This is a genomic window from Streptomyces sp. NBC_01244 (assembly GCF_035987325.1).
GTDB lineage: Bacteria > Actinomycetota > Actinomycetes > Streptomycetales > Streptomycetaceae > Streptomyces.
This window is the reverse complement of record NZ_CP108488.1, coordinates 972,774-996,608: the sequence shown is the minus strand read 5'-3', so window position 1 is coordinate 996,608 and position 23,835 is coordinate 972,774. Positions and strand designations below refer to the sequence as shown.

The window sequence follows — 23,835 nt, the reverse complement described above, 5'->3', positions numbered from 1 at the left end:
TCCCCGGGCGGTACAGGTTCCGCCCTGCCTCCCGTGGCCGGCCGGGATCACGGGGGATGTCAATCGAGCGGTACGGCCGCGAGGCGGTCAACGGTCTGAGGGTAGAGCCGGCTGCCCCGCTGGACGACCAGCATGGAGACGTACGCACCCGGGTCGTGGGTCCACACCTTCTTCCCGGTCGACTCGTCGAAGGCCTGGAGCGCCCCGTCCGCGACGTACACCGTGCCGTTCACGCAGACGGGCGCGCTCAGCAGTTTCGTGCCCTCCGGCTCCAGCTTCCAGGCCACCGCGCCCGTCACCAGGTCCACCGCGGTGATCCGCTCCTCGAAGTCGAAGACGTGGCGGTCCGAGGCGACCGGGGGGTTGATGCCTCCCGACTGGTTGGGTGACGCCGCCTCCACGAGCTCCCAGGCCCCCGCAGCGAGCGAGGACGGTGACTGAGATGCCCCGGCATTTCGGCAACCCGCTCACCTCGCCGAGGCCGACCTCGTCATGGCCGTCGACGCAAACCGCACACCGGCGGACCTCAGGGCGCAGGGCGCCCTCCGCCGGGTCCGGTCCGCGGACGTGACCACCTAGGAGCCGGTCGTCCCGTCGAGCATCTCGCGCAGGATGTCCAGGTGGCCGTTGTGGCGGGCCGTCTCCTCGGTGAGGTGGAGGAGGATCCAGCGCAGGTCGACGTGGAGGCCGTTGCGGACGGCTCGTTCGGCCCGCTGGTCCAGGGCTGTCTTGGCGACCAGTTCGCGGTAGCGGGCGCTTTGCTCGGCGTATTCGTCGAGGAGCTGCGCGAGCGGGAAGTCGACGGCGACGCGCATCTCGCGGTCGGGGTCCTCGTCGGTCCAGGGGCCCTGGTCCTCCTCGCCGAGGAGGACCACCTGGAACCAGTAGTACTCGACCCAGCGCAGGTGGTTGATCAATCCGCTCAGGGTCATCAGCGGTGAGCCCGGCAGGAGCGCCTTGCGGGCGTTCTCATCGGAGACGCCCGCGCACTTGGAGAGGGCGGTGTCACGTGTGTAGTCGAGGAACGTGGTGAGCTGGGTGCGCTCGTCCCACGCGGGCGGTGTGTCGTTGATTCTGGTCATCCCGCGCAGCATCCCTGATCGGCGCGAGGGGTGTCGAGGCATTTACCGACGGGTCCGCACCGCTCCTCCTGGCTCGGTCCTCTTCCCTGCCGCGCCCGTCAGGGCTTCAGACCGGCCCGCCTGAGGGCGATCTCGGACAGGGCGGCGATGACGTGCCGGTCGCCGCGGCGCCAGGCATCGGCGAGGCCGCCCGCGGGGGTGGGGATCGTGGAGAGGGCGCCCGGAGGTCCGGTGAGGGCACGCAGGGCGAGCAGGTCGGCGCCTCCGGGTGCGTCGAGGAGGTCCCGGAGGGTGGCGCTGCGGCGGATCCAGCGCACGCGCAGGGGAAGCCACAGCAGCAGCACGAAGGCCACGGGGAGGATGATCAGGGCGAAGGTGGCCAGGGTGGCCACCTGGCTGACGACGTCCTGCAGCGATTGTCCCGCGTCGGCGAGTCCGGTGCCGGCGTCGGCCGCGGACCGGAACGGTTTCCTCAGGAGATCGCCGACGAGCGGCACGCCGGAGGCGGTGTCACCGGCTTCGGCGAGGGCGTGGGCGAGGCTTTCGCCGGAGCTCTCGACCTTGCGTCCGGGTTCGGCCAGCCGCATGATCGCGCCGCGGACGGTCAAGGCGAACTTCACCGTGGCGGCGATCAGCAGGACGGCGATCAGGTCCGCAAGGATCTGTCGGTTCCGCCGTGCTGGGGTCTGGGCGTAGAGAAGCATGGTCTGCTCCCGTTCCGGTGCTGGCGGCAGGGGTCGGCCGGTCACCCGACCGTATGCGGGACTCGGCCGTCACGTCGAAAGGCGCGAGCCCCGGGTCAGTCCTCGCCGGGAACGGCGGCGAACACCGGGCCGCCGACGGCCCGGGCCAGGCGGTATCGCCTGAGCGCCCGGTCGAAACGGGCGCGGCTGCCGGGCAGGACTCCGCGGAGGTCGGCGATCAGCGCGCCGTCCGGTACGCGGGCCGCGAGGCGGGCGACGACCGGGTCCGGGCTGCCGCGGAGTCCGGCTGCGGGGTGCAGCGGCAGATCGGGGCCGTCCAGCTGAAGGAGGTCCCAGAAGTCGTCGGCGTACGGCTGAACGCCCTCCTCGAAGCCGGTCTCCTCGACCAGTTCCTCGGCCGTGCCGATGATCCGGTCGAGCCAGTGCGGCAGCGAGTCGGCCTCGACGTGGAGGCCGCCCTCGCGGTACTGCATCAGGACCTGGCCCCACCGGCCGTCGGCCTCGATGTCGACCCAGGTGACGCCGCCGCCCCCGTCGTCGGTGACCAGCCAGTGGGGGTGCGGCAGGCCGTGGTCGCCGGACTGGCGGGGGTGGCCGGTCAGCGTGAATTCCACCGGCGGCACGGCGAAGCCGCCGATGCGGACCAGGAGTTCGCGGGCCTCGGCCGGCACCGGGACGGGCCAGCGGCCGAAGTCGGCAGCCGCGACGCCGGGTTGTACCGCGAGGTCGAACGGGACTCGGGCGGCCAGCTCCCGCAGCCGCTCGAGGAGGGTGTCACCGGAGATCACCCGGCCACGCTACCGGAGCGGCCACGGCTCCCGGCCGCAGGAGCCGGTGTGCCCGGCCCGCCCGTGTACGTACTCCCGACTTCAGCGGCGTCTTCCGCCGGTCGTCCCCACAGGCCCGGTGCGCCGGTGAGGCTTCACCCGGTCGGGCCAAGCGGGGGCGGGTGGCTGCCGCGAATGGCCCAGCATCGGGACACCGGGCAGGCCGTGCATCGGATGAGATGCCTAACGTCGCAGCCAGAGACATCGGTGCGCGCGGCTTGTGGAGGTGTCATGTCCCGTCGAACCGGCTTGCTGGCGGGCGTCTGCGCGACTGCGGTCGCCGTCGGCCTGCTCCTGACCGGGGGCGCCCGGGGCGGCCTGACCGCGCAGCCGCGGCAGGACTCCGGCAGGCATGCCGGGAGCGAGGTCGCGGTGGGTGCCTACCTGCACTACGGATCGCCCGGCGTCGAGCGGATGCAGGAGCTGTCGCGCTGGCTGGGGGGTACCGAGCTGCGCGCCGGGCACACCTACCTGCCGGGCGACACCTGGGCGAACATCGAGGGGGCACCCGATTCCTTGCGCACCTGGGCGCGGTGGCGCAACGCGAGTGCCGACCGGCTGTTCGTCCTGAACGTGCCCATGCAGGAGCGCAACGAGGCAGGCGTCCCCGACGCCAGGGTCGCCGAGCTGATCCGCACCGGTGCCCGGGGCACGTACGACCACCACTTCCGGCGGCTGGCCGAGCGGCTGGTCGCCCTCGACGTGCCGGACACGGTGATCGTGCTCGGCTGGGAGATGAACGGCTTCAACTACACGCACCGGTGCCGGCCCGACCCCGAGAACTGGAAGAAGTACTGGCGGCGCATCGTGGCCGCCATGCGCTCCGTGGAGGGGCAGGGCTTCCGTTTCGACTTCGCCCCCAACCGTGGCGGTGACGCGATCGCGTGGACCCGCTGCTACCCGGGTGATGACGTGGTCGATGTCGTCGGGATGGACTCGTACGACCAGGAACCCGGCCGGACCTTCGACGAGCAGGTCGCCCAGCCCTACGGATTGCAGCACCAGGTCGATTTCGCCAGGGACCACGGCAAGGAGACCTCGTACCCCGAGTGGGGGCTGTTCCGGCACGGCGACAACCCCGAGTACGTGCGGCGCATGCTGGCATGGATCGAGGAGCACCGGCCGCTCTACCACAGCATCACCGACTTCTGCCCGCACGGCGTATGGCAGTGCGGGCAGAATCCGCGCTCCTCGCGGGTGTTCCGGGACTTCTTTTCCGGCGGGCAGAGCCGTCGCTCGGCAGACCTTGCCCCAAGGGCCGGGCCGGAACATCGTGGTCGCCACCCAAGTGGCCGACTCACCCGCGCGGCGTTGCCGTGTCCTGCTCGCCCAGGTGGGTGTCCATGGCGGAGTTCAGGTCGGCCATGAACGAGTCGAACTCATCCAGGAGCTGCGGCGGGTAGTGCGACATCGCGGCGGCGAGGCGGTCGGCGAGCGGGCCGAAGAACTCGTCCGCTCGTGCCTGGATGTGCCCGCCACTGCGCAGGGTGATGACGCGCAGGTCGGAGTGTTCGCGGACGCGGGTGATGTGCCCCGCCGCTTCGAGACGGTTCAGGAGCGCGGTGGTGGCCCCCGTGGACAGGGGGATGCGCTCGCTCAGCCGCGCCGGAGACAGTGGGGTGCCGCGCTCTTCGGCGGCGGCGATCTCCGGTACGGCGGTCGCGTCGGTGGCTGATCCTGGTGGTGATGCTCGTCGCGGAGATCATGGATCTCCTGGACGCCTCGATCGTCAACGTCGCCGGTCCGGACCTGGAGAGGTCCCTCGGGGCCGGCTCCGTCGGCCTGCAGTGGGTGATCGGCGGCTACGCGCTCACCCTGGGCGCCGGGCTCGTGCTGGGCGGCCGGCTCGGCGACCGGTACGGGCGGCGCCGCATGTTCCTGCTCGGCCTGACCGCCTTCACCGTCACCTCGCTGCTGTGCGCGCTCGCGCCGAACATCGGGTCGCTGATCGCCTTCCGGCTGCTGCAGGGCGCCGCCGGGGCGATGCTCCCGCCCCAGGGGCTCGGCCTGCTGCGGGAGAACTTCTCCGGTCGCGAGCTCACGAAGGTCTTCGGGATCTTCGGGCCCGTACTGGGGCTCGGCGGCATCATCGGCCCGGTCCTCGGCGGCTTCCTCATCGAGGGCGACTTCTTCGGCCTGGGCTGGCGGTCGGTGTTCCTGGTCAACCTGCCCATCGGCATCGCGGCCCTGATCGTCGCCGCGAAGTGCGTGCCGAAGAAGCCCGGTGACCGGACGGTGAGCATCGACCTGGCCGGTGCGGCGCTGGTCGTGATGGCCTGCACGTTCCTGGTCCTGCCGCTGAACCAGGGGCAGGAGGCCGGCTGGCCGCTGTGGACCTGGCTGTCCATGGCCGCCTCGGCCATCGGGTTCGCCCTGTTCGCGCTGCGGCAGCGCCGTACGGCCGCGGCGGGCCGCGAGCCGCTGGTCACCCCCGGCCTGCTGCGCAAGCCCGCCTTCACCGTCGGGCTCGGCGCCATCGCCCTGTTCTTCGCCGGGCTCGTCGGCACGCAACTCGTGCTGACCCTCTACCTCCAGATCGGCCGCCACTTCACCGCCGGCGACGCGGGACTCGGCAACCTGCCGCTCGCGGTGGGCACGGCCATCGGCGGGGCGGTCAGCGGCGCCGTCCTCGCCGACAGGATCGGCCGCAAGGTCCTCCAGATCGGCCCGCTCGTCCAGCTCGCCGGCGCGACCCTGCTCTGGTTCGAACTCGACGGCCTGACCGACGCCTCGTTCTCGATCCGGGACATCGCCCCCGGCGTGGCCGTCTCGGGCATCGGCGCGGGCATGGTCATCGCCGCCCTGTTCAGTTTCATCCTGGCCGCCGTGGACGACGACGAGATCGGCTCCGCCTCCGGAGTCCTGTCCGCGGTCCAGTCCATCGGGGGCTCCATCGGTGTCGCCGTGTTCGGCTCCGTGTTCTTCGACCGGGCCAAGGCCGGCGAGTTCACCAGCGGCTTCCACCACGCCCTGGTCGTCCAGGCATGCCTGCTGGCCGCGTTCCTCGCCGTCACCTTCCTGCTGCCCCGGCAGGGACGCCCCGAGGAGGAGCACCACGGCGTCACCGCCGACACCCCGCAGGTCGCCGTGTGAAGGCGGGGACGATGAAGTCGGTCGTACGCGTTCGTGAGCGCTCAGCCCTCGGGGCGGAGCGGGCCGCGCTCGTACGCCTTCGTGCGTAGCCGGGGCGGGTGGAGCTCGCGCTCGTGGCTCTACCGGCTGCCGCCGTACGGCAGCAGGGCCATTTCGCGGGCGTTCGTCAGGAGGCGGGGGCGAGGAGCGAGTCGAAGGCGGCCGGCAGTCTCCGCCACTCCTCGGGCCCCGAGGCGTACTCGGCGTCGTTGAGCAGGCAGGACTCCAGGAGTCGCTCCAGCCCGTCGCGGTCGAGGCCGGGAGAGGTGAAGACGAGGTGCTGGCAGCAGTCGCCGTGCTCCGGATGCCAGTCGAGCGAGGCGGCCGCCCTGCGCATCGGCGGCACCATCTCCCAGGCGGCGTCCGGGAGGGAGGCCAGCCAGGGCCCCGCGTTTTCCACGCACAGAGCTCCGCCCGCGGCGTCCCAGGCCAGCAAGGTGTCGGGGCGGTCGGCGAGCCAGAACCGGCCGCGGCTGCGGGCGGCGGCGCAGCAGAGGTCCTCCAGGGCCTCGTAGAGCCGCTCGGGGTGGAAGGGGCGGCTGCGATGCCAGACGAAGGTGGCGACTCCCGCTTCCTCCGCCTCCTGCGGCAGCAAGGCGCAGGCCGGGTGCTGGGCGGCGGCCGCGGTCTCCACGTCGAAGCCGGCGAAGGCCGCCTGGGCCAGTTCCCCGGATCCGGCGGACACCCGGCGGGCGGTCGGATGGAGTTGGGCCAAGAGGGCAAGGTCGGTCTCGTCGGCGTCGATGGCGTCGTTGCCGTCCACGAGGGCCAGTACGGGGGCGTACTCCAGCTGCCGGGCCCAGGTGTCCCCGACCGTGCGCCGGTCCGAGGCGGCCGCCGCGAGGCCCACGTCCGCCAGATCGTCGCCGTTGACGAGATAGGGCAGGACGAGCGCGGGGTCCACGGCGGTGATCACGCCGGTGAGATCGAGTACGCCGCCGCCGTGCCCGGCGACGACCTCGGCCATCGCCTTGGGCTCGACGGAGTCCCACAGCTCGACGACGGCCAGGCGCGTCAATCCGCTGCCGGCCAGCCGTTCGAGCTCGGGAACCAGGTCCTCGCGGAGCGCGCAGCAGGCGCAGTCGTTGAAGAGCGGCGCCTCGCCTCGGGACAGTTCGCCCGAAGCGTCGCGCACGACGCGCAGCACGGTACCGGCGGGCGCTGTGGCCAGGTCGTGGTGGAGCGCGACGCTGCCCGGAACGGACCGGAGCAGCCGGTCCACGACTTCTTTGCGGGCGTCGCGGTGCAGCCCGCCGACGATGACGACGGGCAGTCTCACTTGCCGCCCCCGTAGCGGCGCTCGAAGCGCTCGACGCGGCCGGCGGTGTCCAGGACACGGGCGGTGCCGGTGTAGAAGGGGTGGCTCTGTGACGAGATCTCGACGTCGATGACGGGGTAGGTCGTGCCGTCCTCCCACTCCACCGTCTTGTCGCTGGTGGCGGTCGAGCGGGTGAGGAAGGCGAAGTCGGCGGCCTTGTCGCGGAAGACGACGGGTCCGTAGGCGGGGTGGATTCCAGGCTTCACGGCGTGTCCTTCAGGCAGGGGGAGCGGGGAGCGGGAGACGGGGTCAGCGTTCTTCGCGGAAGTCGACGTGCCGGAGGACCACCGGGTCGAACTTGCGCAGCACCATCCGATCGGGATCGTTCCGCCGGTTCTTGCGGGTGACGTAGGTGTAGCCGGTGCCCGCGGTGGAGCGGAGCTTGACGATCGGGCGTACTTCGTTGCGTGCCATGGGGCTACTATACGGGAATGGAAATCATTTCCAATAGTGATCCCCGTCCAGAGAGGCAGGTAACCCCTTGTCCGCCCACTGCCAGCTGACCGGCGCCCAGCCGGGCTTCGGCAACGCCATCTCCCACTCGCACCGGCGCACTTCCCGCCGCTTCGACCCCAACATCCAGAGCAAGCGGTACTGGCTTCCCGGTGAGGGGCGCCACGTCCGCCTCAAGCTGAGCGCCAAGGCGATCAAGACCGTCGACGCGATCGGTGTCGAGGCCGCGGTGGCACGCATCCGCGCCCGGGGGGTGAAGGTCTGATGGCGAAGCAGAGCAAGATCGCGCAGAACGAGAAGCGCAAGGCGATCGTCGAGCGCTACGCCACCCGGCGGGCGGGGCTGAAGGAGATCATCCGAAGGCCGTCGTCGACCGACGCCGAACGGGGAGCGGCCGTCGCCGAGCTGCGCGAGCAGCCGCGCGACGCGAGCGCGACCAGGGTGCGCAACCGGGACCGTGTCGACGGGCGGCCCCGCGGACACCTGCGGAAGTTCGGACTGTCCCGCGTGCGGATGCGTGAACAGGCGCACGCCGGTTTCCTGCCCGGAGTCACGAAGTCGTCCTGGTAGGGCCTGCGCGGCCGGCGGAAGCGAACGGGCCCACGTCTGCGGCGGGGTGTGGGCCCGCGTGGCTGCCGGACATCCCGTTGACGTTTCGACGGGTGCCCGGCAACCCTTCGGGCTCCGGCGGCAACTGAGGGGTGAACGGTGCACCTCGTCCCAAGGAGCCACCCCCATGCCCACTTCCCCCCACCGCCGCCCCGTCGGGCGCCGAAGGCTTGCCCTGGCCGGCGCGGCCACCCTGGTCGCCGCCGGTCTCGGCGCCGTACCGCTCGTCGTGAAGGCCGACGCCGTGGCACCCGCCGACCTCGCCCACGGTGTGCTGCCCGCCCGGGACGGTTGGGCCGCGAGCGGCTCGGGCACCACGGGCGGCCGGGCCGCGGCCGCGGCACGGGTCTTCACCGTCTCCACCCGCGCCGAACTGGCGAAGGCCCTGGCCGCGGGCCCGGCCGGCGCCCCGCGGATCGTCCGCGTCAAGGGCCTGATCGACGCGAGCACCGACGACAGCGGGAAGCGCCAGACCTGCGCCGACTACGCCGCGGGCACCGGCTATTCGCTCGACTCGTACCTCAAGGCCTACGATCCCGCCGTCTGGGGCCGTACCGAACTGCCGTCCGGAGCTCAGGAGAACGCCCGCAGGGCGGCCCAGGCCAAGCAGGCCGCCCGCATGGTGTTCACGGTCCCGGCGCGGACCACGGTCATCGGCGTGCCCGGCACCGGAGCGGGCATCCGGGGCGGCGGCCTGGTGGTGAAGAACGCCGACAACGTGATCATCCGCAACCTCTCGCTCACCGACGTCCGGGACTGCTTCCCGCAGTGGGATCCGACCGACGGTTCCACCGGCAACTGGAACTCCGCCTACGACGCCGTCAGCCTGCGCGGCGCGACCCACGTCTGGGTGGACCACAACAGCTTCTCCGACACCCCGCACCCGGACTCCGCCGAGCCGGTCCGCTTCGGCCGCCACTACCAGGTGCACGACGGCGCCCTCGACATCACCAACGCCTCCGACCTGGTGACCGTCGGGTACAACAGGTTCAGCAACCACGACAAGACGATGCTGATCGGCGGCAGCGACCAGGACACCAAACTCCGGGTGACGCTCCACCACAACGTCTTCCAGGGCGTGGTCCAGCGCGCCCCGCTCGCCCGGGTGGGCCGGATCCACCTGTACGACAACTACTACGACACCACGGCGTCCGAGGGCTACGCGCACAGCTACAGCGTCAACTCCCGCGCCGGAGCGCAGGTCGTCGCGCAGAACAACCACTGGAAGCTCTCCTCCGACCGGAAGGCCTCCCAGCTGTTCAGCGGCGACGGCACCGGAGCGATCGCCGGCAGCGGAAACCTCGTCGGCGGCGCCCCCGTGGACCTGGTCGCCGCCCACAACGCCGCCAACCCCGGCAAGAAGATCAAGACCACGGTCGACTGGAAGCCCACCCTCACCGCCGGACTGGAACCCGCCGCCGGACTGCCGACGAAACTCGCGGTGCAGGCGGGCGCGGGGGTCCTCACCGAGACCGGAGGCAAGGGGTCCGCCCCGTCCGCTCCCACTCCGTCCCCAACTGCCCCGTCCCGTCCCGCCGGCGGCCGTGCGCTGACGGTCGCCGCCGACGGCTCCGCCGCCCACCGTTCCGTGCAGGCCGCCATCGACGCCGCCACCGCGGGCGACACCGTCCTCGTGGCGCGCGGCACCTACCGGGAGACGGTGAACGTCCCCGCCTCCAAGCACGGACTGACGCTCAAGGGCGCCACCGGCAATGCCGAGGACGTCGTCATCAGCTACGACAACGCCTCCGGCACGCCGAAGCCGGGAGGCGGTACGTACGGAACCGCGGGCAGTGCCACCGCGACCTTCTCGGCGAACGACATCACCGTCACCGGTGTCACGGTCGAGAACACCTGGGAAAGGTCGGCGCACCCGGGCGTCAAGGACACCCAGGCGGTGGCTCTCAACGCGTCCGGCGACCGCCAGCAGTACCTCAACTCGCGTTTCATCGGGCACCAGGACACCGTCCTGAACTGGGCTCCCTCGGCCACCGGCCAGTACCGCCAGTACTTCCGCCACTGCTTCGTCACGGGCGACGTCGACTTCGTCTTCGGCAACGCCACCGCCGTCTATGACCACGTCAACATCACCCTGCGGGACCGGGGCGCCGCGGCCGGCGGTCACAACGGTTACCTCGCCGCACCGAACACCGACTCGGCCAAGCCGTACGGGATCCTCATCACCGACAGCACGATCAGCAGCCCCGCCCGGCCCCGGACCTACTACCTCGGCCGCCCCTGGCACCCCGGCGCGAGCGCGGTCGGCCGGCTGGTCGTCCGCAACACGAGCCTGCCCGCGGCCGTGAAGACGGACGGACCGTGGACCGACATGGGGGGCTTCTCCTGGAAGTCGGCCCGGTTCGCCGAGTACGCCAACACGGGCCCCGGCGCCGGAACCGGAGCCAACCGGCCCCAGCTCGGCCCGGACCAGGCGGCACGCCACACCGCCCGCACCTACCTGGCCGGTACCGACGGCTGGAACCCGACGGGCTGATGGGCGCCACCGTCCGTACCGAGGCCGTGTGGGGCGGGCTCGCGTAGAACGCGGGGACGGGTGACGGGTGTGTGCACACCACACCCGTCGCCGTGGTGTCACTCCTACTGGAGCCGCGATACGTCGACCGAGTCGGCGGGGGCGGGGGGCTTGGCCGGGACGGGCTCGTCGAAGGCGGAGAAGGATGCCTCGACCCGTTTGTCGGGCGCTTCGGTGCCCTGGAGCCGCAGGAGGTACGGCTTGTCCTCGGTGGAGACCTGGTAGGTGCCCGTTTCGTCGTCGTGCCGGCTCGTGACCGAGATGGCCGGGCGGCCGTCGACGGTGGTGCGCGAACCCTTGGCCAGCTGTTCGTTCACCGGTTTCGACGAGAACTCCTTCTTGAAGAAGTCCAGGTCGCACAATTCGGCGAAGTCCCGCAACAGGACGCTGTCCGTAGTGCCGTGCAGGTAACGGCCGTTGACGAGCGCGATGGCGTCCTCGGCCGCGGGGCCCGGTACCTGAGCGCGCAGAAGGGCGTCGTCGAGCTTCATCCAGACGTCCTCGCCGCGTTTGATGATGTCGGCCGTGCCCGAACTGCCGGGAGGCGTGACGGTGCCGACGCAGTCGCCCCGTTCGTCGAATCGGAGGTCCAGGGCGGTGGTGCCCGACTTGTCGGTCACCTCGGCGACCATGCGCATGGACGTGACGCCGGACATGGCCTCACGCGAGGCGTCCGCGATGGCCTGGGCGCTCTTGTCGGCGATGCCGTTGTCGTCGGCCCTGGCGGCTCCCGCGCCCACGAGGATCAACGAGGAGACGGCTCCGGCGGCCGCGCAGCGGACCACGACTGCCCGGGATGCGGACATCCGGCCTCACCTCCTTGCGGCCGGCTCCGACACGGCCGTCACCTGATCAGCGTAGGTCCGCGCCGCGGCGGGCGCAGTCCGGATGAGCCTCCGGGAGGCCCTGGCGGCTTCCGCGAGGCAGGCTGTTCCCATGAGGTCACATCCTCGGTCGCGCGTTCGGTCAGGAGCGTCCTCGCGGCCGGGAGCGGGCGGTCACGGCGAGGCTCTGTTCACGCTGGGGCGGGTTGTGCCCTTCGCGATCGCGCTGGGCGTGCTGGGGATCGAGCTCTCGCCCGCACACGACCTGGTCACCGGTCCCGTCCTCACCACGACGCCGGCGCTGGCCGCGCTGACGATGGGCCCGGTGGGCACGCTGTCCGTGGCAGCCCTCGCCGCGGGGGTGAACGCGACCTCCGCGACCTACAACCAGTCGTGGGGAACCCAGACCCAGCTGATCATCGGCAACTTCCTGGGGATCATCGTGGTGTCCGTGGCCAGTGTCATCCTGAGTAACGCCGTGCGCACGCGCAGGCAGAGCGAGCTCGACCAGGTCCGCCGGATCGCGGTGGCGGCCCAGGAGGTCGTCCTGCGGCCCGTCCCCGAGCTCCTGGGCCCGGTACGTGCGGCCAGTCTCTGCCTCGCGGCCGGGACGGGGGCACTGGTGGGCGGCGATCTGTACGAGGCCGTGCAGACGCGGTACGGCGTCCGGCTGATCGTGGGGGACGTCCGGGGGAAGGGCCTGTCCGCCATACGTGCGGTGGCGGTGGCCCTGGGCGCGTTCCGTGAGGCCGTTCACTACGAGGATGAAGTGCAGGAGGTCATGAACCACTGCGCGGCCGCGCTGCGGCGAGAAGCCGCGGTGCAGGGGACCTACTCCCAGGCAGAACTTCCGGAAGTCCTCATGGAGGGATTCACCACCGCCCTCATCGCCCAGGTGCCGGACGAACCGGTGGTGCACCTGGTCAACCGCGGCCATCCGCCCGCGCTGGTGCTGCGCGAGGGCAGGGTTCAGACCCTGATGCCCGCCTCGCCACTGCCACCGCTCGGTCTCGAAGACCTCTTCAGCGGCCCTCCTGCGCGGCCCGAGAGTTACCCGTTCCTGCCCGGCGACCGGCTCCTGCTCTACACCGACGGCGTCATCGAAGCCCGCAACCGTGACAACGACTTCCTCCCGCTGCCGGAGATCATGGAGCGGATACCCGCCGGTACCTCTCCGCAGGAGTTTCTGGAAGAAGTGCACAAGGCGTTGATCCGGCACACCGAGGGCCGCTTGACGGACGACGTGGCGATGATCCTCATCGACCGGTTCGCATGAGGCGGGAGCGTTGTCACTTCCCTTCCCCCCGCCTTCGCACCCCGATCCTGACGGCGCCGAAGAGCACTTTGGCGATCACTCCCACCACGATCAGGTCGGCGATCATCTGCACGGTGGTCAAGGCGCGGCCGACCTCGGTGGTGGGGGCGATGTCCCCGAAGCCCACGGTCGCGAACACGGTCACCGTGAAGTACAGCGCGTCGGTCCGGCTCAGGGGCTCCGAGAACGATTGGGGTACCTCCTCGGCGAGCAGGAAGTACGACACGGCGAAGAGGACCAGGAACAGCGGCACGGCGGTGGCCAGTGCCTCGATGGCGCGCAGTCTCGGGTACGCCGCACGGGTGATGGCGGTGACCTGCCAGGCGACCAGACCGCCGAACAGTGCGAGGCCGAGGACGAGGAGCGTGACGGTGAGGACGCCGAACCCGCGCTCCAGGGGGACCAGATAGAACAGGGCGGTCAGCAGGACGGCCGATGCGGTCGAGCGGAACAGGCACTCGGCCAGTACGCGGCGGCGCTGTCGCGGTGGGAGCCCGCCCCCCTCGTCGTCGCTCATCACCACTCCTCGCACCGGACCGGGATCCGCCCGGGCATCCCTTCGTGGGCAGAGATCCGCAGCCATTGCAGCACCGGTCGCGGCGGCCTGCATCTCAGGCATCCCCCGCATGCCCTGCGTGCCCGGCATCTCCCGCCGCGGTGCTCGCCGTAGAGGTCGGACATCCACCCTTTCGTCCCTTCTCGTGGAAGGGTGGTCGCAGCCGTCGCGAACCGTTCCTCGTGAGGAGTTCACCGTGTCCGAACCAGAGGGCAGGCCGCGCTGGCTCACCGTGCCCGGCTGGATGCGCAGGCACACGCCGTTCCTGGGCCGGATCCTCGAACAGCTCGCCGCGGTCAACGTCCTGGACTGTGCGACCAGGCTGGCGGCACAGGCGTTTCTCGGTGCGCTGCCCGCCCTCTTCGTCATCGGCTCACTCGCCCCCGACTCGCTCCGGGAGCAGGTGGTCTCGTCCCTCCGTACGACACTGGGGCTCCAGGGCGCCGCGCTGGACCAGGTGCGGTCGGTGTACGCCGCCACCGGCGACACGGTCTCGGTGAGCGGGGTGGGGATCGCGGTGACGCTGCTGTCGGCGACCGCGTGGAGCCGGGCCATGCAGATGACGTGCGAGCGGTCCTGGCACCTGCCCAAGGCCAAGGCCAGGCTCGCCGCCTGGCGGTGGCTGGCCTGGCTCACCGTATGCCTGGGTGTGGTGCTGTTCCAGGGGACGTTGCAGGACGCCTTCGGCGCCGGTCTGGCCGGGGGCTTCTTCCTCGCGCTGGCCGGCAACACGCTGCTGTGGTGGTGGACCCAGCACCTGCTGCTCGGCGCCCGGGTTCCATGGTTGCCGCTGCTGCCCGGTGCCCTGCTCGTCGCGTCCGGGGCGCAGTTGCTGTCCTGGGGGTCGAGGATCTACATGCCCCATGCCGTGGAGCGCAGCCTGCAGCAGTTCGGAGGTCTCGGCTCGGTCTTCGTCCTGCTGTCCTGGCTGATCGTCTACTTCATCGTCGCCACGGCCGCCATCGCCATCGGATACGTGGTGGCCCGCGAGCCCCTGCCGACGCGCTGGCTCCGCACGCCCGTCAGCTCCCCGGCAAGGTGACGGAGGGCGGCCGCGGAGCGGCCGGGACCGGCTGCCCCCGCGGCCCCACGGGTGGCCGGCTCCTTCCACCGTAGGCGCAACCGAACGCGCGGAACCGCGGTGTGGCGTGTCCAATGGCCCAGAACCGGTCCTCTTTCGTCTCTGTCCCCAGGGAGCTCCATGGGTGTGCCGCCCGAACCGTCAGATGGGTCACCCGCACTGGGCCGGAAGGGCGGAGGGCGTGCCCGGCGGATCGTGACGAGCGCGGTTTCGGCAGTACTGATCACGATGACGTGCGTCTTCGTACCGGTCTCGCTCCTCACGGTCTGGGTGCACGACATCGTGCTGGACACCGACCGCTACGTGGCCACGGTCGCCCGCCTCGCTTCCGACCCGGCGATCGAAGCGGCCGCGGTGCACCGCATCTCCGAGGTGGCCGACGTCCGTCACCGCCAACCGTGCCGCGCACTCGTCCGTGGTGCGGGCGCTGACCGGTGAGGGCCGGGGCCCGGTGGAGGTCGAGGGCGGCACCGTCACGCTCGACATCGGCGATGCCGTGGAGACCCTCAAGCAGGACCTCGTGAAGGCGGGGCTCGAACCTGCCGAGAAGATCCCCGAGGTCGACAAGCAGATGGTGCTCTTCCAGTCCGACAAGCTTGCGAAGATCAGAGGAGCCGTCCACCTCCTCGACGTCCTCGGCAACTGGCTTCCCGTGCTCACCGTGGTCCTCGGCACCATCGGTGTGCTGGTCGCCCGGCGCCGGCGCCGGGCGCTGGTCACCACCGTGCTGTGCGCGGCCGCCGCTTGCCTGATCCTCGCCATCGGCCTCGCCGTCGCCCGCCGCTACTACCTCGACCACCTTCCGGAGCAGGTCCAGTCGCCCGCGGCCGCGGTGGCGATCTTCGACACGCTCGTGCGGTTCCTGAGGGTCAGCCTCCGCACCGCGATGGTCCTCGGGATCGTGGTGGCCCTCGGCGCCTGGCTGTCCGGTGCCGGCCGACTGCCCCGTGGTGTGCGGGGCACGGCGGAGCGCGCGGCAGACTCCGCAGCGGGCTGGAGCGCCGCCCACGGAGTGCACACCGGCCGCGTCGGCACGTGGGTGCAAGCCCACCGGCGCCTGCTCACCGCCGGAGTGCTGCTGGTCCTCGCCCTCGTGTTCGCCCTGTGGAACCACCCCACGGTGCTCACGGTCCTGCTCCTGGCCCTCATCCTGCTCGCCGTGCTCGCCGTACTGGCACTGCTGGCGGCCGGTGGCCGGGTGGGCGCGAGGACGGACGGTCCGGGGGACGGCAGCCTGCCTCCCTCACCCTCCCGGTAGGCCGGTGCGGAGCCGGCGTCATGGGGTCACGGAGTGTGTCGAGGCGGCCGCGGGTGGTGCCCGGAGCGGGGTCGAGGACGTGCAGGACCTGCCGTCGGACGTTCCCGCGATCGGGTTCGGCCCGCGCAGTGATGCGCCGGTGCCGAACGACGGGCGGCCGGGAATGCTACAACTGATTTGTGACCTCTCCTTGTAACCCGTACCGGGGACGTCGGTGCGGTCACTGAAGGGCAATCGCCCGCGCAGCGTCGCCCGGCAGGTGTTCGTCCTGCAGGTGGCGGTCGTGGTGCTGCTCGCCGCAGGTGCGGTGCTGGCACTGGTGCTCCAGTCGCGCCACGACATCGACCGCGAGGCCCGCAGCCGGTCCGTGGCGGTCGCCGAGACCTTCGCCCGCTCGCTCGGGCTGCAAGAGGCCCTCCGTTCCCCCGATCCCTCCGCGATCCTCCAGCCGCTCGCGGAGTCGACGCGCAAGGCCACCGGGGTGGACTTCATCGTGGTGATGGACACCGAGGGGATCCGCTACACCCACCCTCTGCCCGACCGCATCGGCAAGCGGTTCGTGGGGACGATCGCGCCCTCGCTCGCCGGCCGCGTCTACACGGAGAGCGTCGACGGTCCGCTGGGCAACGAGATCCAGGCCGTGGTGCCGGTGGTCGACGGCGACGGCCGGGTCGTCGCACTGGTCTCGGCCGGCCTCACCGTGAAGAGCGTCACCGGAGTGGTCCACCGGCAACTCCCCGTGATCCTCGGCGTCAGCGCGGCCGGCCTCGCCCTGGCCACCGGGGGCGCGGCACTGATCAGCAGACGCCTCCGGCGCCAGACCCACGGCCTCGGCCCGCTGGAGATGACACGGATGTACGAGCACCACGACGCGGTGCTGCACGCCGTACGCGAGGGGGTGCTGATCACCGACGGCGCGGGGCGGCTCCTGCTCGCGAACGACGAGGCGAAGCGGCTCCTGCGGCTCGCCCCCGATGCCGAAGGGGCCCTCATCCGGGACCTGCCCGGCCTCGATCGGCAGGTGTCCGAACTCCTGCTGTCCCGTCGGGAGGCCACCGACGAGGTGCACGAGGCCGGCGACCGGCTGCTGGTGATCAGCCAGAGGCCCACCCGGCCCGGCGGCGGGCCCGAGGGAGCGGCCGTCACCATCCGGGACTCCACCGAAATGCGCGTGCTCAGCGCACGGGCCGACGCGGCCCACAGACGGCTGAAGCTGCTGTACGACGCCGGCACCGGCATCGGCACCACCCTCGACGTGGAGCGGACGGCCCAGGAACTCGCCGACGTCGCCGTGCCGCGCTTCGCGGACTTCGTGACCGTGGACCTGGCCGAGAGCGTGCTGCACGGGGACGAGCCCACCCCGGACGCGGAGCTGCGCCGGACCGGGGTGAGCGGCATCCGCGACGATGCGCCCCTCTATCCGCGCGGCAGGCTGATCGACTTCCTGCCGTCCACACCGCAGGCCCGCGGCTTCACCAGCGGCCGGGCCGAGGTGGTGCCCGACCTCGCCGACGCGCCCGGCTGGCAGGCCCAGGACCCGCAGCGGACCCGGAAGATCGTCGAGTTCGGGATCCACTCCCTGATCACCGCCCCCCTCACGGCCCGCGGGGTCACGCTCGGCGTGGCCAACTTCTGGCGCTCGCGGAAACCGGAACCCTTCAATGACGAGGACCTCTCGCTCGCCGAAGAGCTCGTGGCACGGGCCGGCGTCACCATCGACAACGCCCGCCGCTACACCCGTGAGCACGCCCTGGCCGTGACGCTCCAGCACAGCCTGCTGCCGCGCGAGCTGCCCGAGCAGACCGCCGTGGAGGTGGCGCACTACTATCTGCCCGCCCACTCCGGCGTCGGCGGCGACTGGTTCGACGTGATCCCGCTTCCCGGCAGCCGGGTCGCCCTGGTCGTGGGTGACGTCGTCGGCCACGGACTGCGCGCCGCGGCGACCATGGGCCAGCTGCGTACGGCCGTGCTCAACTTCTCGTCCCTGGACCTTCCTCCCGACGAGCTGCTGGCGCGCCTGGACGACCTCGTCCAGTACATCGACCAGAGCGGGGAGGGCGTCGGCACCGACGGCGAATTGATCGGAGCGACCTGCCTGTACGCCGTGTACGACGCGGTGACACAGCGGTGCACGATGGCCCGCGCGGGGCACGTGCCACCGTTCGTGGTGCGTCCCGACGGATCGGCGCAGATGCCCGACCTGCCCCCGGGCGCACCGTTGGGGCTCGGCGGATTCCCCTTCGAGTCGGCGGAGCTGGACCTGAGCGAGGGCTCGCAGCTGGTGCTGTACACCGACGGCCTGATCGAGACCCCGGGCCGTGACATCGACGAGGGGCTCGAGCTGCTCCGCTCGGCACTCTCCCACGCGGGTCCGGGGCCCCACGAGACCTGCCGGGCCGTCCTGAAGGGGGTGATGCCGGTACGCCCGAAGGACGACGTGGCCGTCCTCATCGCGCAGACGCACGCGCTGGCCGCGGACCGCATCGCCGACTGGGAGGTGCCGTTCGAGCCGACCGCCGTGGGGGGCGTGCGGGCCCGCGCCGTGGAGAAGCTCGAGGAATGGGGCCTCTCCGAGCTCGCCTTCGGCACGGAACTCGTACTGAGCGAGCTCGTCACGAACGCCATCCGGCACGGCGGCGCACCGGTCCGTGTACGGCTGCTCAACGACGGCAGGCTGCTGACCTGCGAAGTCTCCGACGGCAGCAGCACCTCACCCCACCTGCGGTACGCCGCGACCATGGACGAAGGGGGTCGTGGGCTCTTCCTGGTGGCTCAGATCAGCGGCCGATGGGGCACCCGTTACACGCGCACCGGGAAGATCATCTGGTCCGAGCAGCCGCTGCCGGAACACTGAGCGGGGCCGGTGGGCATGGCCTTCGCCGGCGCCGCCCTCAGGGCTCGCACAGACGTACGGCGAGGGCGGCGACGTCGTCGTCGAGGCGTCCCCTGCTGTAGCGCAGGAGATCGCGGTGAAGCGCGGTGAGCAGTTCGCGGGGCGGTGTCGGCGGCTGCCGGCGCATCCAGGCTGCCAGGGGGAAGAACTCGCCGTCTCGGGCGCGGGCCTCGGCGATCCCGTCGGTATAGAGGAGCAGCAGGTCGCCAGGGTCGAAATCGTAGGTCTCGACGTTGTAGTGATCGCCGACCAGCTCCGCGAGGCTGATCAGCGGTGAGGGAGTGGCGGACTCCAGGACGCGAAGTCTCCTGCGGTTCAGGAGCATCGGCGGAGGGTGTCCGCAGTTGAGGATGTCGATCCGTCCGCCCCCGTGCGGGATCTGGACGAGAAGGGCTGTGGCGAAGCGCTCCGCCCCGTCGGAGGGGAAGGCGGAGTTGTAACGGGTGCTGCTGGCGTCCAGTCTGCGTGCGACGTCGACCATGGCGGCCTCGCCGAAGGCGGCCTCCCGGAAGGCGTTGACGATCGCGGCGGCCGCTCCCACGGCCGGCAGGCCCTTGCCGCGCACGTCACCGATGAGCAGTCTGATCCCGAAAGGCGTGTCGACCACCTCGTAGAAATCCCCGCCGATGCGGGCCTCCGCCGCAGCCGCGAGGTACAGCGACTCGATCTCGATGTTGCCCAAGCGGCGCGGCATGGGGCTCAGCACCACCTGCTGCGCGGCGTCGGCGACGAGCCTCACCTGGAAGAGGGTGCGCTCGCGCTGGAGCCGGACGTGGCTTCCGTACGCGGCGGCCACGGTGACCGCGATGATGCCCGAGGCCGTCCACCACGTGCCCAGATCGGGGAAAACGAGGCTGAGGCCGATCATCAGAAGGAGGCAGACCGTCCCGAGCAGGACGGTGGGGAGGACCGGCCACATCGCGGCGGCCAGGGCCGGCGCCGCGGGAAGGAGGCGGCTGAAGGCCATGTCCGGCGGCGTGGTGTAGGCCAGGCTGGCAATGACGACGGTCAGGATGACCGGCGACAGCCGTACAAGGCTTCCCGGGCCTGGGCGCCTACGGTGCCGTGGCGGTCCAGACTCGATCACAATGTCCAGAGTATCCACCTCATGGAGGCACGGCACTCCGGCGAACCGACCCGGCGAACCGACCGGGGGCCCGCCCCGGGTCGCCGGACCCGATCGCCGGCCCGCGGGACGGGGCGGGAACCGCCTCGGCGGGCGGCAGGGACCTGCCCGCCCGTGACCGGTCGGCCGCTGGGCATGATCATGTCCGGCCACCACTGACCTCGGGCCACCACTGACCTCGGGCCACCACTGACCTCGGGCCACCACTGACCTCGGGCCACCCCGACCTCCGGCCACCCCTGACCTCCGCCCGCCGGTCGGGGCCGCACCCCGGCGGAGCGGTCACCGGATGGCCGGTGTTTAGGCTGCGGCCATGACAAGACCCTCCGCCCCGTTCACGATCCCGCGCCTTCAGCTCCTGGCCCAGATCGCGGATGTGGTCTACGCGCTGGGGTCGCTGGGGATCTCCGCCGCCATGCTTCACAACTGGCCCGACCCCAACGGGTACTGGCGCGACAACGACCTGTGGTCCTACGGCCTGCTGTGCGCCGTCTACCTCCCTCTCGCCGTCCGCCGCCGGTTCCCCGTCCCCGTCCTGGTCTGGGTCGCGCTGTGCGACGTGGTCTACCTGAGCCTGGCCCACTATCCCGCCGTGACCGTATGCGGGCTCGGCCTGGCCTGCTACACCGTCGCCTCCCGTCGGGTCCGTACCGTCTCCGTGCCCGCCGCAGTGGTCACCTGGCTCGTACTCCTGTGGGGAACCCGTCTGCTGGAGCCCGGGATCGGAGGCCTCGGCGTCGCCTTCGTCACGTCCACCGCCGCGGTCACCTGGGTCACCGGTGACGTCTCCCGCCGCTTCGCGGAACGCGGCGAACGCCTGGCCGCCCTCACACGGCAACTGAGGGACGAACAGGAGGAGAGGACGCGCCGCGCGGTCACCGACGAGTGCATGCGCATCGCCCGCGAACTCCACGACGTCATCGCCCACCACGTCTCCGTCATCTCCATCCAGGCGGGGGTGGCCGACTACGTCTTCACCTCCGACCCGCCCGCCGCACGCCAGGCCCTGCACACGGCCGCGGACAGCGCCCGCGAGGCCGGCGACGAGATGCGGCGCATGCTGACCGTCCTGCGGCACGGCACCGAACGGGCCGGCTCTCGTCCCGGCGAGGACGACGTACAACCGCGGGGACTGGCCGCGCTCCCGCCCCTGATCGAACGCGTCAACGCGGCCGGAGTCGCCGTACGGGTCGTGGGAGAGGTCCCCACCCGCCTTCCCGCGGGCATCGACATGTGCGTCTACCGGATCGTCCAAGAGGCCCTCACCAACGTTCTCAAACACGCTCACCACGCCGCCGTCGAGATGACCTTCCGCCACGACACCTCGGGCCTCAGCGTGCGCATCACAGATGACGGAACCGGCCAATCCTTGCCCGCACAGCGAGATTTCCCAGGTCACGGCTTGATGGGCATGAGGGAGCGGGCCACAATCTACGGCGGTAGCGTCGCTGCCGGCCCCCGCCCCCAGGGCGGATACCAGGTCGACCTCACCCTGCCGATACCGAACCACCAGTGATCGCGGCCGCCGGTCACTGCTGCCGTGCCCCGGGGGAAATCCAGCTCATGCCCACGATCCTCGTCGTCGACGACCAGATCCTCGTCCGATCCGGACTGGTCGCGCTCCTGAAAGCCGCGCCCGGCATCACGGTCGTCGGCGAGGCCGAAAGCGGCGAAACGGCCATCGTCGCCGCGGCCGAACTCCGCCCCGAGGTCATCCTCATGGACATCCGCATGCCGGGCATCGGAGGCATCGCCGCCACCCGGCACATCCTGGAGAACGCCCCCTGGAACCCGCCCAAGATCATCATCCTGACCACCTTCGACCTGGACACCTACGTCCTCCAGGCCCTGCGCTCGGGAGCCGGCGGGTACCTCCTCAAGAACACCCCGCCCGACCGCCTGATCGCCGCCATCCACACCGTCCACGCAGGCGACACCCTCCTGAGTCCCGCCGCCCTCCAGGAACTCCTCGCCCTCTGCGCCGTCCGGCCCGCGGTGCCGCCGGCGACCTCACACCCGGCCGATGCCCTCACCCCGAGGGAGCGGGAAGTCCTCACCCTCGTCGGCGCCGGCATGTCGAACGCCGAGATCGCCGTCCGGCTCGTCCTGAGCCCGGCGACCATCAAGACCCACGTCCACCGCTGCATGACCAAACTCGCCCTCACCAGCCGCGCGCAGGCCGTCGTGTTCGCCTACGAAGCGGGGCTCGTGACGACGTGACGTACCCGGGGCCGTCAGGGGAAGTGCAGGGTGACGGTGAGTCCGCCCTCCGGGCCGGGACGGGCGGCCAGCGTGGCGTGGTGGGCCTGGGCGATGGAGGCCGCGATCGACAGGCCCAGACCGTGGCCCGAGGTGGCCGTACGGTCGCCGTCGAGGCGGCGGAAGGGCTCGAACAGGTCGGGGACGCGGTCGGCGGGGACGCGGGGGCCGGAGTTGGTCACCGACACGGTGGAGGCCCCGGCTCGCACGAGGACGTGGCCGCCGGGGTGGTTGTACTGGATGGCATTGCGGATCACGTTCGTCAGGAGGTGCCGTAGCAGGACGGGGTCACCGGGGAGGACCATCGGGGAGCGTGCGTCGGTCTCGAGGCGCAGCCCGGACTCGGCTGCGAGGGGGGCGAGTTCGGCGACCACGAGCCGGGCGGTCGTCGTGAGGTCCACGGGCTCGGTCTGCTCCAGTCCGCGGTCGCTGCGGGCCAGGAGCAGGAGGGCGTTGATGAGCTGTTCCGCTTCCCGATTGGCGTTGAGCAGGTCTTCGCGGACTTCGGTGAGGCCGTCGGGCAGGGGGTCGGCCAGGCCGACCTGGAGGGTGGTGCGCTGAACCGCGAGCGGCGTTTTGAGCTCGTGGGAGGCGTTGGCGACGAAGCGGCGCTGGCTCTCGAAGGATTTCTCCAGCCGGTCGAGCATGGTGTCGAAGGTGTCGGCGAGGCGGTGGAGTTCGTCGTCGGGTCCGGTGAGCGCGAGGCGTTGGTGCAGGTTCTGTTCGCTGATGCGGCGGGCGGCTTCGGTCATGGAGGCGACGGGGCGCAGTGCCCGTCCGGCGAGCCACCACCCGAGGAATCCGGCGAGGAGGGCCATGACGAGGAGGCCGACGGCCGACCAGAGCACCATCTGGCGCAGTGCCGTGTCCTGGACGGCCCGCACGGTCCGGTCGATCTTCTGGATCATGGCGACATCGCTCGGGGGATCGAGCGTGGGGTCCGGGCGGGTGGGGTGTACGGGCCCGAAGGGGGTGGCTGTGCCGGTCGGCAGGTCGCCGCCGTAGGTGACCGAGATGCCCTGGACCTGTTGGGACGTTCCGTAGCGTGCGAGCACCACCACGAAGGCGAGGAGGAGGATGCCGGCGAGGAGGAACAGCCCCGAGAAGGCCATGGCGAGGCGGGCGCGGAAGGGCAGCCTCGTGAGCAGTGCCCGGGGGTTCAGCCGCACAGCCGGTACCCCTCTCCCTTGGCCGTGAGGATCGGGCAGGAGTCGCCGAGCTTGGCGCGCAGCCGGCTGATGGTGGTGCGGACGGCGCTGGTGCCCGGGTCGAGGTGTTCGTCCCAGACGGTGCGGACGATCTCGTCGTGGGCCACCGGTGCCCCACCGGCCCGCATCAGCAGGCGCAGGACCGCGGTCTCCTTCGGGGAGAGCTCCAGCGGGTTTCCGTCCACGGACACTTCGCGACGCGTCTCGTCGAGGGTGATGTTGCCGAAACTCAGCACGGTGTGGGGCGGCTTGGGGGTGCGGCGGCTCAGGGCCCTGATCCGGGCGACGAGTTCGGTGAAGTCGAAGGGCTTGGCCAGGTAGTCGTCGGCGCCGAGCGAGGTGAGGCCGTAGACCTTGTCGGTGAGCTCGCCCGCCGCGGTCAGCATCAGGATCCGTGGCGGGTCGGTGAGCTCGCGCAGCCGTCTGCAGACCTCGTCGCCGCTCATGACCGGCAGGTCGCGGTCGAGGACCAGTACGTCGTAGGAGGTGAGCAAGCACATCCGCTCGGCCTCGACGCCCGTGGTGGCGATGTCGACGGCCATCGCCTGACGGCGCAGGCCGGTGGCGATGGTGCGGGCGAGAACGCGGTGATCCTCCGCTACCAGGACTCTCATGACTACAGGGAACCAAGATCACGATTGCAGCCGGATAAGGACG

General features: G+C 71.3%; 25 protein-coding genes and 1 pseudogene. 13 read left to right on the top strand and 13 right to left on the bottom strand.

Translation table 11 applies throughout. The features are described from left to right. Nucleotides 1-59 precede the first annotated feature (59 nt). From OG247_RS04205 to OG247_RS04190, 4 genes are all read right to left on the bottom strand, one after another. Entirely contained in the window at nt 60-401 is a 342-nt protein-coding gene (locus tag OG247_RS04205) for an outer membrane protein assembly factor BamB family protein (protein WP_327250909.1), read from the bottom strand. Nucleotides 402-575: 174 nt separating this feature from the next. Beyond that, nucleotides 576-1,082: a DinB family protein gene (locus OG247_RS04200; protein ID WP_327250908.1), complete on the bottom strand. Its 507-nt coding sequence runs from the start codon at nt 1,080-1,082 to the stop codon at nt 576-578. Nucleotides 1,083-1,180: 98 nt separating this feature from the next. Beyond that, nucleotides 1,181-1,786, bottom strand: coding sequence for a hypothetical protein (locus OG247_RS04195; protein WP_327250907.1), 606 nt, complete (start codon nt 1,784-1,786; stop codon nt 1,181-1,183). A gap of 95 nt (nt 1,787-1,881) precedes the next feature. Beyond that, entirely contained in the window at nt 1,882-2,574 is a 693-nt protein-coding gene (locus OG247_RS04190; RefSeq protein ID WP_327250906.1) for a hypothetical protein, read from the bottom strand. 270 nt (nt 2,575-2,844) lie between these two features. Here OG247_RS04190 and OG247_RS04185 point away from each other — a divergent pair, with 270 nt between their 5' ends. Beyond that, nucleotides 2,845-3,981, top strand: coding sequence for a glycosyl hydrolase (locus tag OG247_RS04185; protein ID WP_327250905.1), 1,137 nt, complete (start codon nt 2,845-2,847; stop codon nt 3,979-3,981). Here OG247_RS04185 and OG247_RS04180 read toward each other — a convergent pair. Beyond that, entirely contained in the window at nt 3,911-4,228 is a 318-nt protein-coding gene (locus OG247_RS04180; RefSeq protein WP_327257339.1) for a MarR family transcriptional regulator, read from the bottom strand. The genes OG247_RS04185 and OG247_RS04180 overlap by 71 nt on opposite strands. A 71-nt stretch (nt 4,229-4,299) precedes the next feature. On the opposite strand from OG247_RS04180, the gene OG247_RS04175 reads away from it, so the two are divergent. Further along, complete coding sequence (locus OG247_RS04175) at nt 4,300-5,706, top strand: MFS transporter (RefSeq protein ID WP_327250904.1); 1,407 nt, start codon at nt 4,300-4,302, stop codon at nt 5,704-5,706. 166 nt (nt 5,707-5,872) lie between these two features. On the opposite strand, the gene OG247_RS04170 is transcribed toward OG247_RS04175, so the two are convergent. From OG247_RS04170 to rpmG, 3 genes are read right to left on the bottom strand one after another with little or no spacing between them, the layout of a single operon-like run. Then, on the bottom strand, nt 5,873-7,024 hold the full coding sequence (locus tag OG247_RS04170) for a CobW family GTP-binding protein (RefSeq protein WP_327250903.1): 1,152 nt from the start codon (nt 7,022-7,024) through the stop codon (nt 5,873-5,875). After that, the gene (locus OG247_RS04165) at nt 7,021-7,269 is read right to left on the bottom strand and encodes a type B 50S ribosomal protein L31 (RefSeq protein ID WP_327250902.1); all 249 of its coding nucleotides are present in this window, start codon (nt 7,267-7,269) and stop codon (nt 7,021-7,023) included. Before OG247_RS04165 ends, OG247_RS04170 begins: the two co-directional genes overlap by 4 nt. 43 nt (nt 7,270-7,312) lie before the next feature. Continuing rightward, on the bottom strand, nt 7,313-7,477 hold the full coding sequence (rpmG, locus tag OG247_RS04160) for a 50S ribosomal protein L33 (protein ID WP_327250901.1): 165 nt from the start codon (nt 7,475-7,477) through the stop codon (nt 7,313-7,315). 67 nt (nt 7,478-7,544) lie between these two features. Here rpmG and rpmB point away from each other — a divergent pair, with 67 nt between their 5' ends. The 4 genes and pseudogenes from rpmB (at nt 7,545) to OG247_RS44725 (ending at nt 10,619) form a co-directional block, all read left to right on the top strand. Further along, nucleotides 7,545-7,781: a 50S ribosomal protein L28 gene (gene rpmB / locus OG247_RS04155; protein ID WP_327250900.1), complete on the top strand. Its 237-nt coding sequence runs from the start codon at nt 7,545-7,547 to the stop codon at nt 7,779-7,781. Further along, nucleotides 7,781-8,086: a 30S ribosomal protein S14 gene (rpsN, locus tag OG247_RS04150; protein ID WP_327250899.1), complete on the top strand. Its 306-nt coding sequence runs from the start codon at nt 7,781-7,783 to the stop codon at nt 8,084-8,086. Before rpmB ends, rpsN begins: the two co-directional genes overlap by 1 nt. Before the next feature lie 166 nt (nt 8,087-8,252). After that, nucleotides 8,253-9,593, top strand: a pseudogene (locus OG247_RS44730) (pectate lyase family protein); the annotation flags it as partial. After that, complete coding sequence (locus tag OG247_RS44725) at nt 9,567-10,619, top strand: pectinesterase family protein (protein ID WP_442813580.1); 1,053 nt, start codon at nt 9,567-9,569, stop codon at nt 10,617-10,619. The pseudogene OG247_RS44730 and the gene OG247_RS44725, both read left to right, overlap by 27 nt. Nucleotides 10,620-10,723: 104 nt before the next feature. On the opposite strand, the gene OG247_RS04140 is transcribed toward OG247_RS44725, so the two are convergent. Beyond that, a complete protein-coding gene (locus tag OG247_RS04140) occupies nt 10,724-11,464 on the bottom strand; it encodes a hypothetical protein (RefSeq protein ID WP_327250897.1) in 741 nt (246 codons plus the stop codon). Between the two features lie 226 nt (nt 11,465-11,690). On the opposite strand from OG247_RS04140, the gene OG247_RS04135 reads away from it, so the two are divergent. After that, nucleotides 11,691-12,758 (top strand): PP2C family protein-serine/threonine phosphatase, encoded by a 1,068-nt coding sequence (locus OG247_RS04135; protein WP_327250896.1) that lies wholly within the window; start codon nt 11,691-11,693, stop codon nt 12,756-12,758. A 13-nt stretch (nt 12,759-12,771) separates the two neighbouring features. Here OG247_RS04135 and OG247_RS04130 read toward each other — a convergent pair whose 3' ends face one another. Further along, the gene (locus tag OG247_RS04130) at nt 12,772-13,314 is read right to left on the bottom strand and encodes a potassium channel family protein (protein WP_327250895.1); all 543 of its coding nucleotides are present in this window, start codon (nt 13,312-13,314) and stop codon (nt 12,772-12,774) included. A gap of 235 nt (nt 13,315-13,549) precedes the next feature. On the opposite strand from OG247_RS04130, the gene OG247_RS04125 reads away from it, so the two are divergent. The 4 genes from OG247_RS04125 to OG247_RS04110 all read left to right on the top strand — a co-directional run bounded on the left by OG247_RS04125 (nt 13,550) and on the right by OG247_RS04110 (nt 18,546). Beyond that, nucleotides 13,550-14,395: a YhjD/YihY/BrkB family envelope integrity protein gene (locus OG247_RS04125; RefSeq protein ID WP_327250894.1), complete on the top strand. Its 846-nt coding sequence runs from the start codon at nt 13,550-13,552 to the stop codon at nt 14,393-14,395. 234 nt (nt 14,396-14,629) lie between these two features. Continuing rightward, nucleotides 14,630-14,872 (top strand): hypothetical protein, encoded by a 243-nt coding sequence (locus tag OG247_RS04120; protein WP_327250893.1) that lies wholly within the window; start codon nt 14,630-14,632, stop codon nt 14,870-14,872. Beyond that, a complete protein-coding gene (locus OG247_RS04115) occupies nt 14,853-15,692 on the top strand; it encodes a hypothetical protein (RefSeq protein ID WP_327250892.1) in 840 nt (279 codons plus the stop codon). Before OG247_RS04120 ends, OG247_RS04115 begins: the two co-directional genes overlap by 20 nt. 214 nt (nt 15,693-15,906) lie before the next feature. After that, nucleotides 15,907-18,546 (top strand): SpoIIE family protein phosphatase, encoded by a 2,640-nt coding sequence (locus OG247_RS04110; RefSeq protein ID WP_327250891.1) that lies wholly within the window; start codon nt 15,907-15,909, stop codon nt 18,544-18,546. A 37-nt stretch (nt 18,547-18,583) separates the two neighbouring features. Here OG247_RS04110 and OG247_RS04105 read toward each other — a convergent pair whose 3' ends face one another. Further along, nucleotides 18,584-19,552, bottom strand: coding sequence for a PP2C family protein-serine/threonine phosphatase (locus OG247_RS04105; protein WP_327250890.1), 969 nt, complete (start codon nt 19,550-19,552; stop codon nt 18,584-18,586). 472 nt (nt 19,553-20,024) lie between these two features. Here OG247_RS04105 and OG247_RS04100 point away from each other — a divergent pair, with 472 nt between their 5' ends. After that, nucleotides 20,025-21,227, top strand: coding sequence for a sensor histidine kinase (locus OG247_RS04100; protein WP_327250889.1), 1,203 nt, complete (start codon nt 20,025-20,027; stop codon nt 21,225-21,227). A gap of 47 nt (nt 21,228-21,274) precedes the next feature. After that, nucleotides 21,275-21,931, top strand: a complete 657-nt coding sequence (locus OG247_RS04095; RefSeq protein ID WP_327250888.1) for a response regulator transcription factor — start codon at nt 21,275-21,277, stop codon at nt 21,929-21,931. Between the two features lie 14 nt (nt 21,932-21,945). Here OG247_RS04095 and OG247_RS04090 read toward each other — a convergent pair whose 3' ends face one another. Both OG247_RS04090 and OG247_RS04085 read right to left on the bottom strand, forming a co-directional pair. Beyond that, the gene (locus OG247_RS04090) at nt 21,946-23,139 is read right to left on the bottom strand and encodes a sensor histidine kinase (RefSeq protein ID WP_327250887.1); all 1,194 of its coding nucleotides are present in this window, start codon (nt 23,137-23,139) and stop codon (nt 21,946-21,948) included. Continuing rightward, nucleotides 23,130-23,792 carry a response regulator transcription factor gene (locus OG247_RS04085; RefSeq protein ID WP_327250886.1) on the bottom strand — a complete coding sequence of 221 codons (663 nt, stop codon included), beginning with the start codon at nt 23,790-23,792 and terminating at the stop codon, nt 23,130-23,132. The genes OG247_RS04090 and OG247_RS04085 overlap by 10 nt, the downstream gene beginning before the upstream one ends. Between the last annotated feature and the right edge of the window lie 43 nt (nt 23,793-23,835).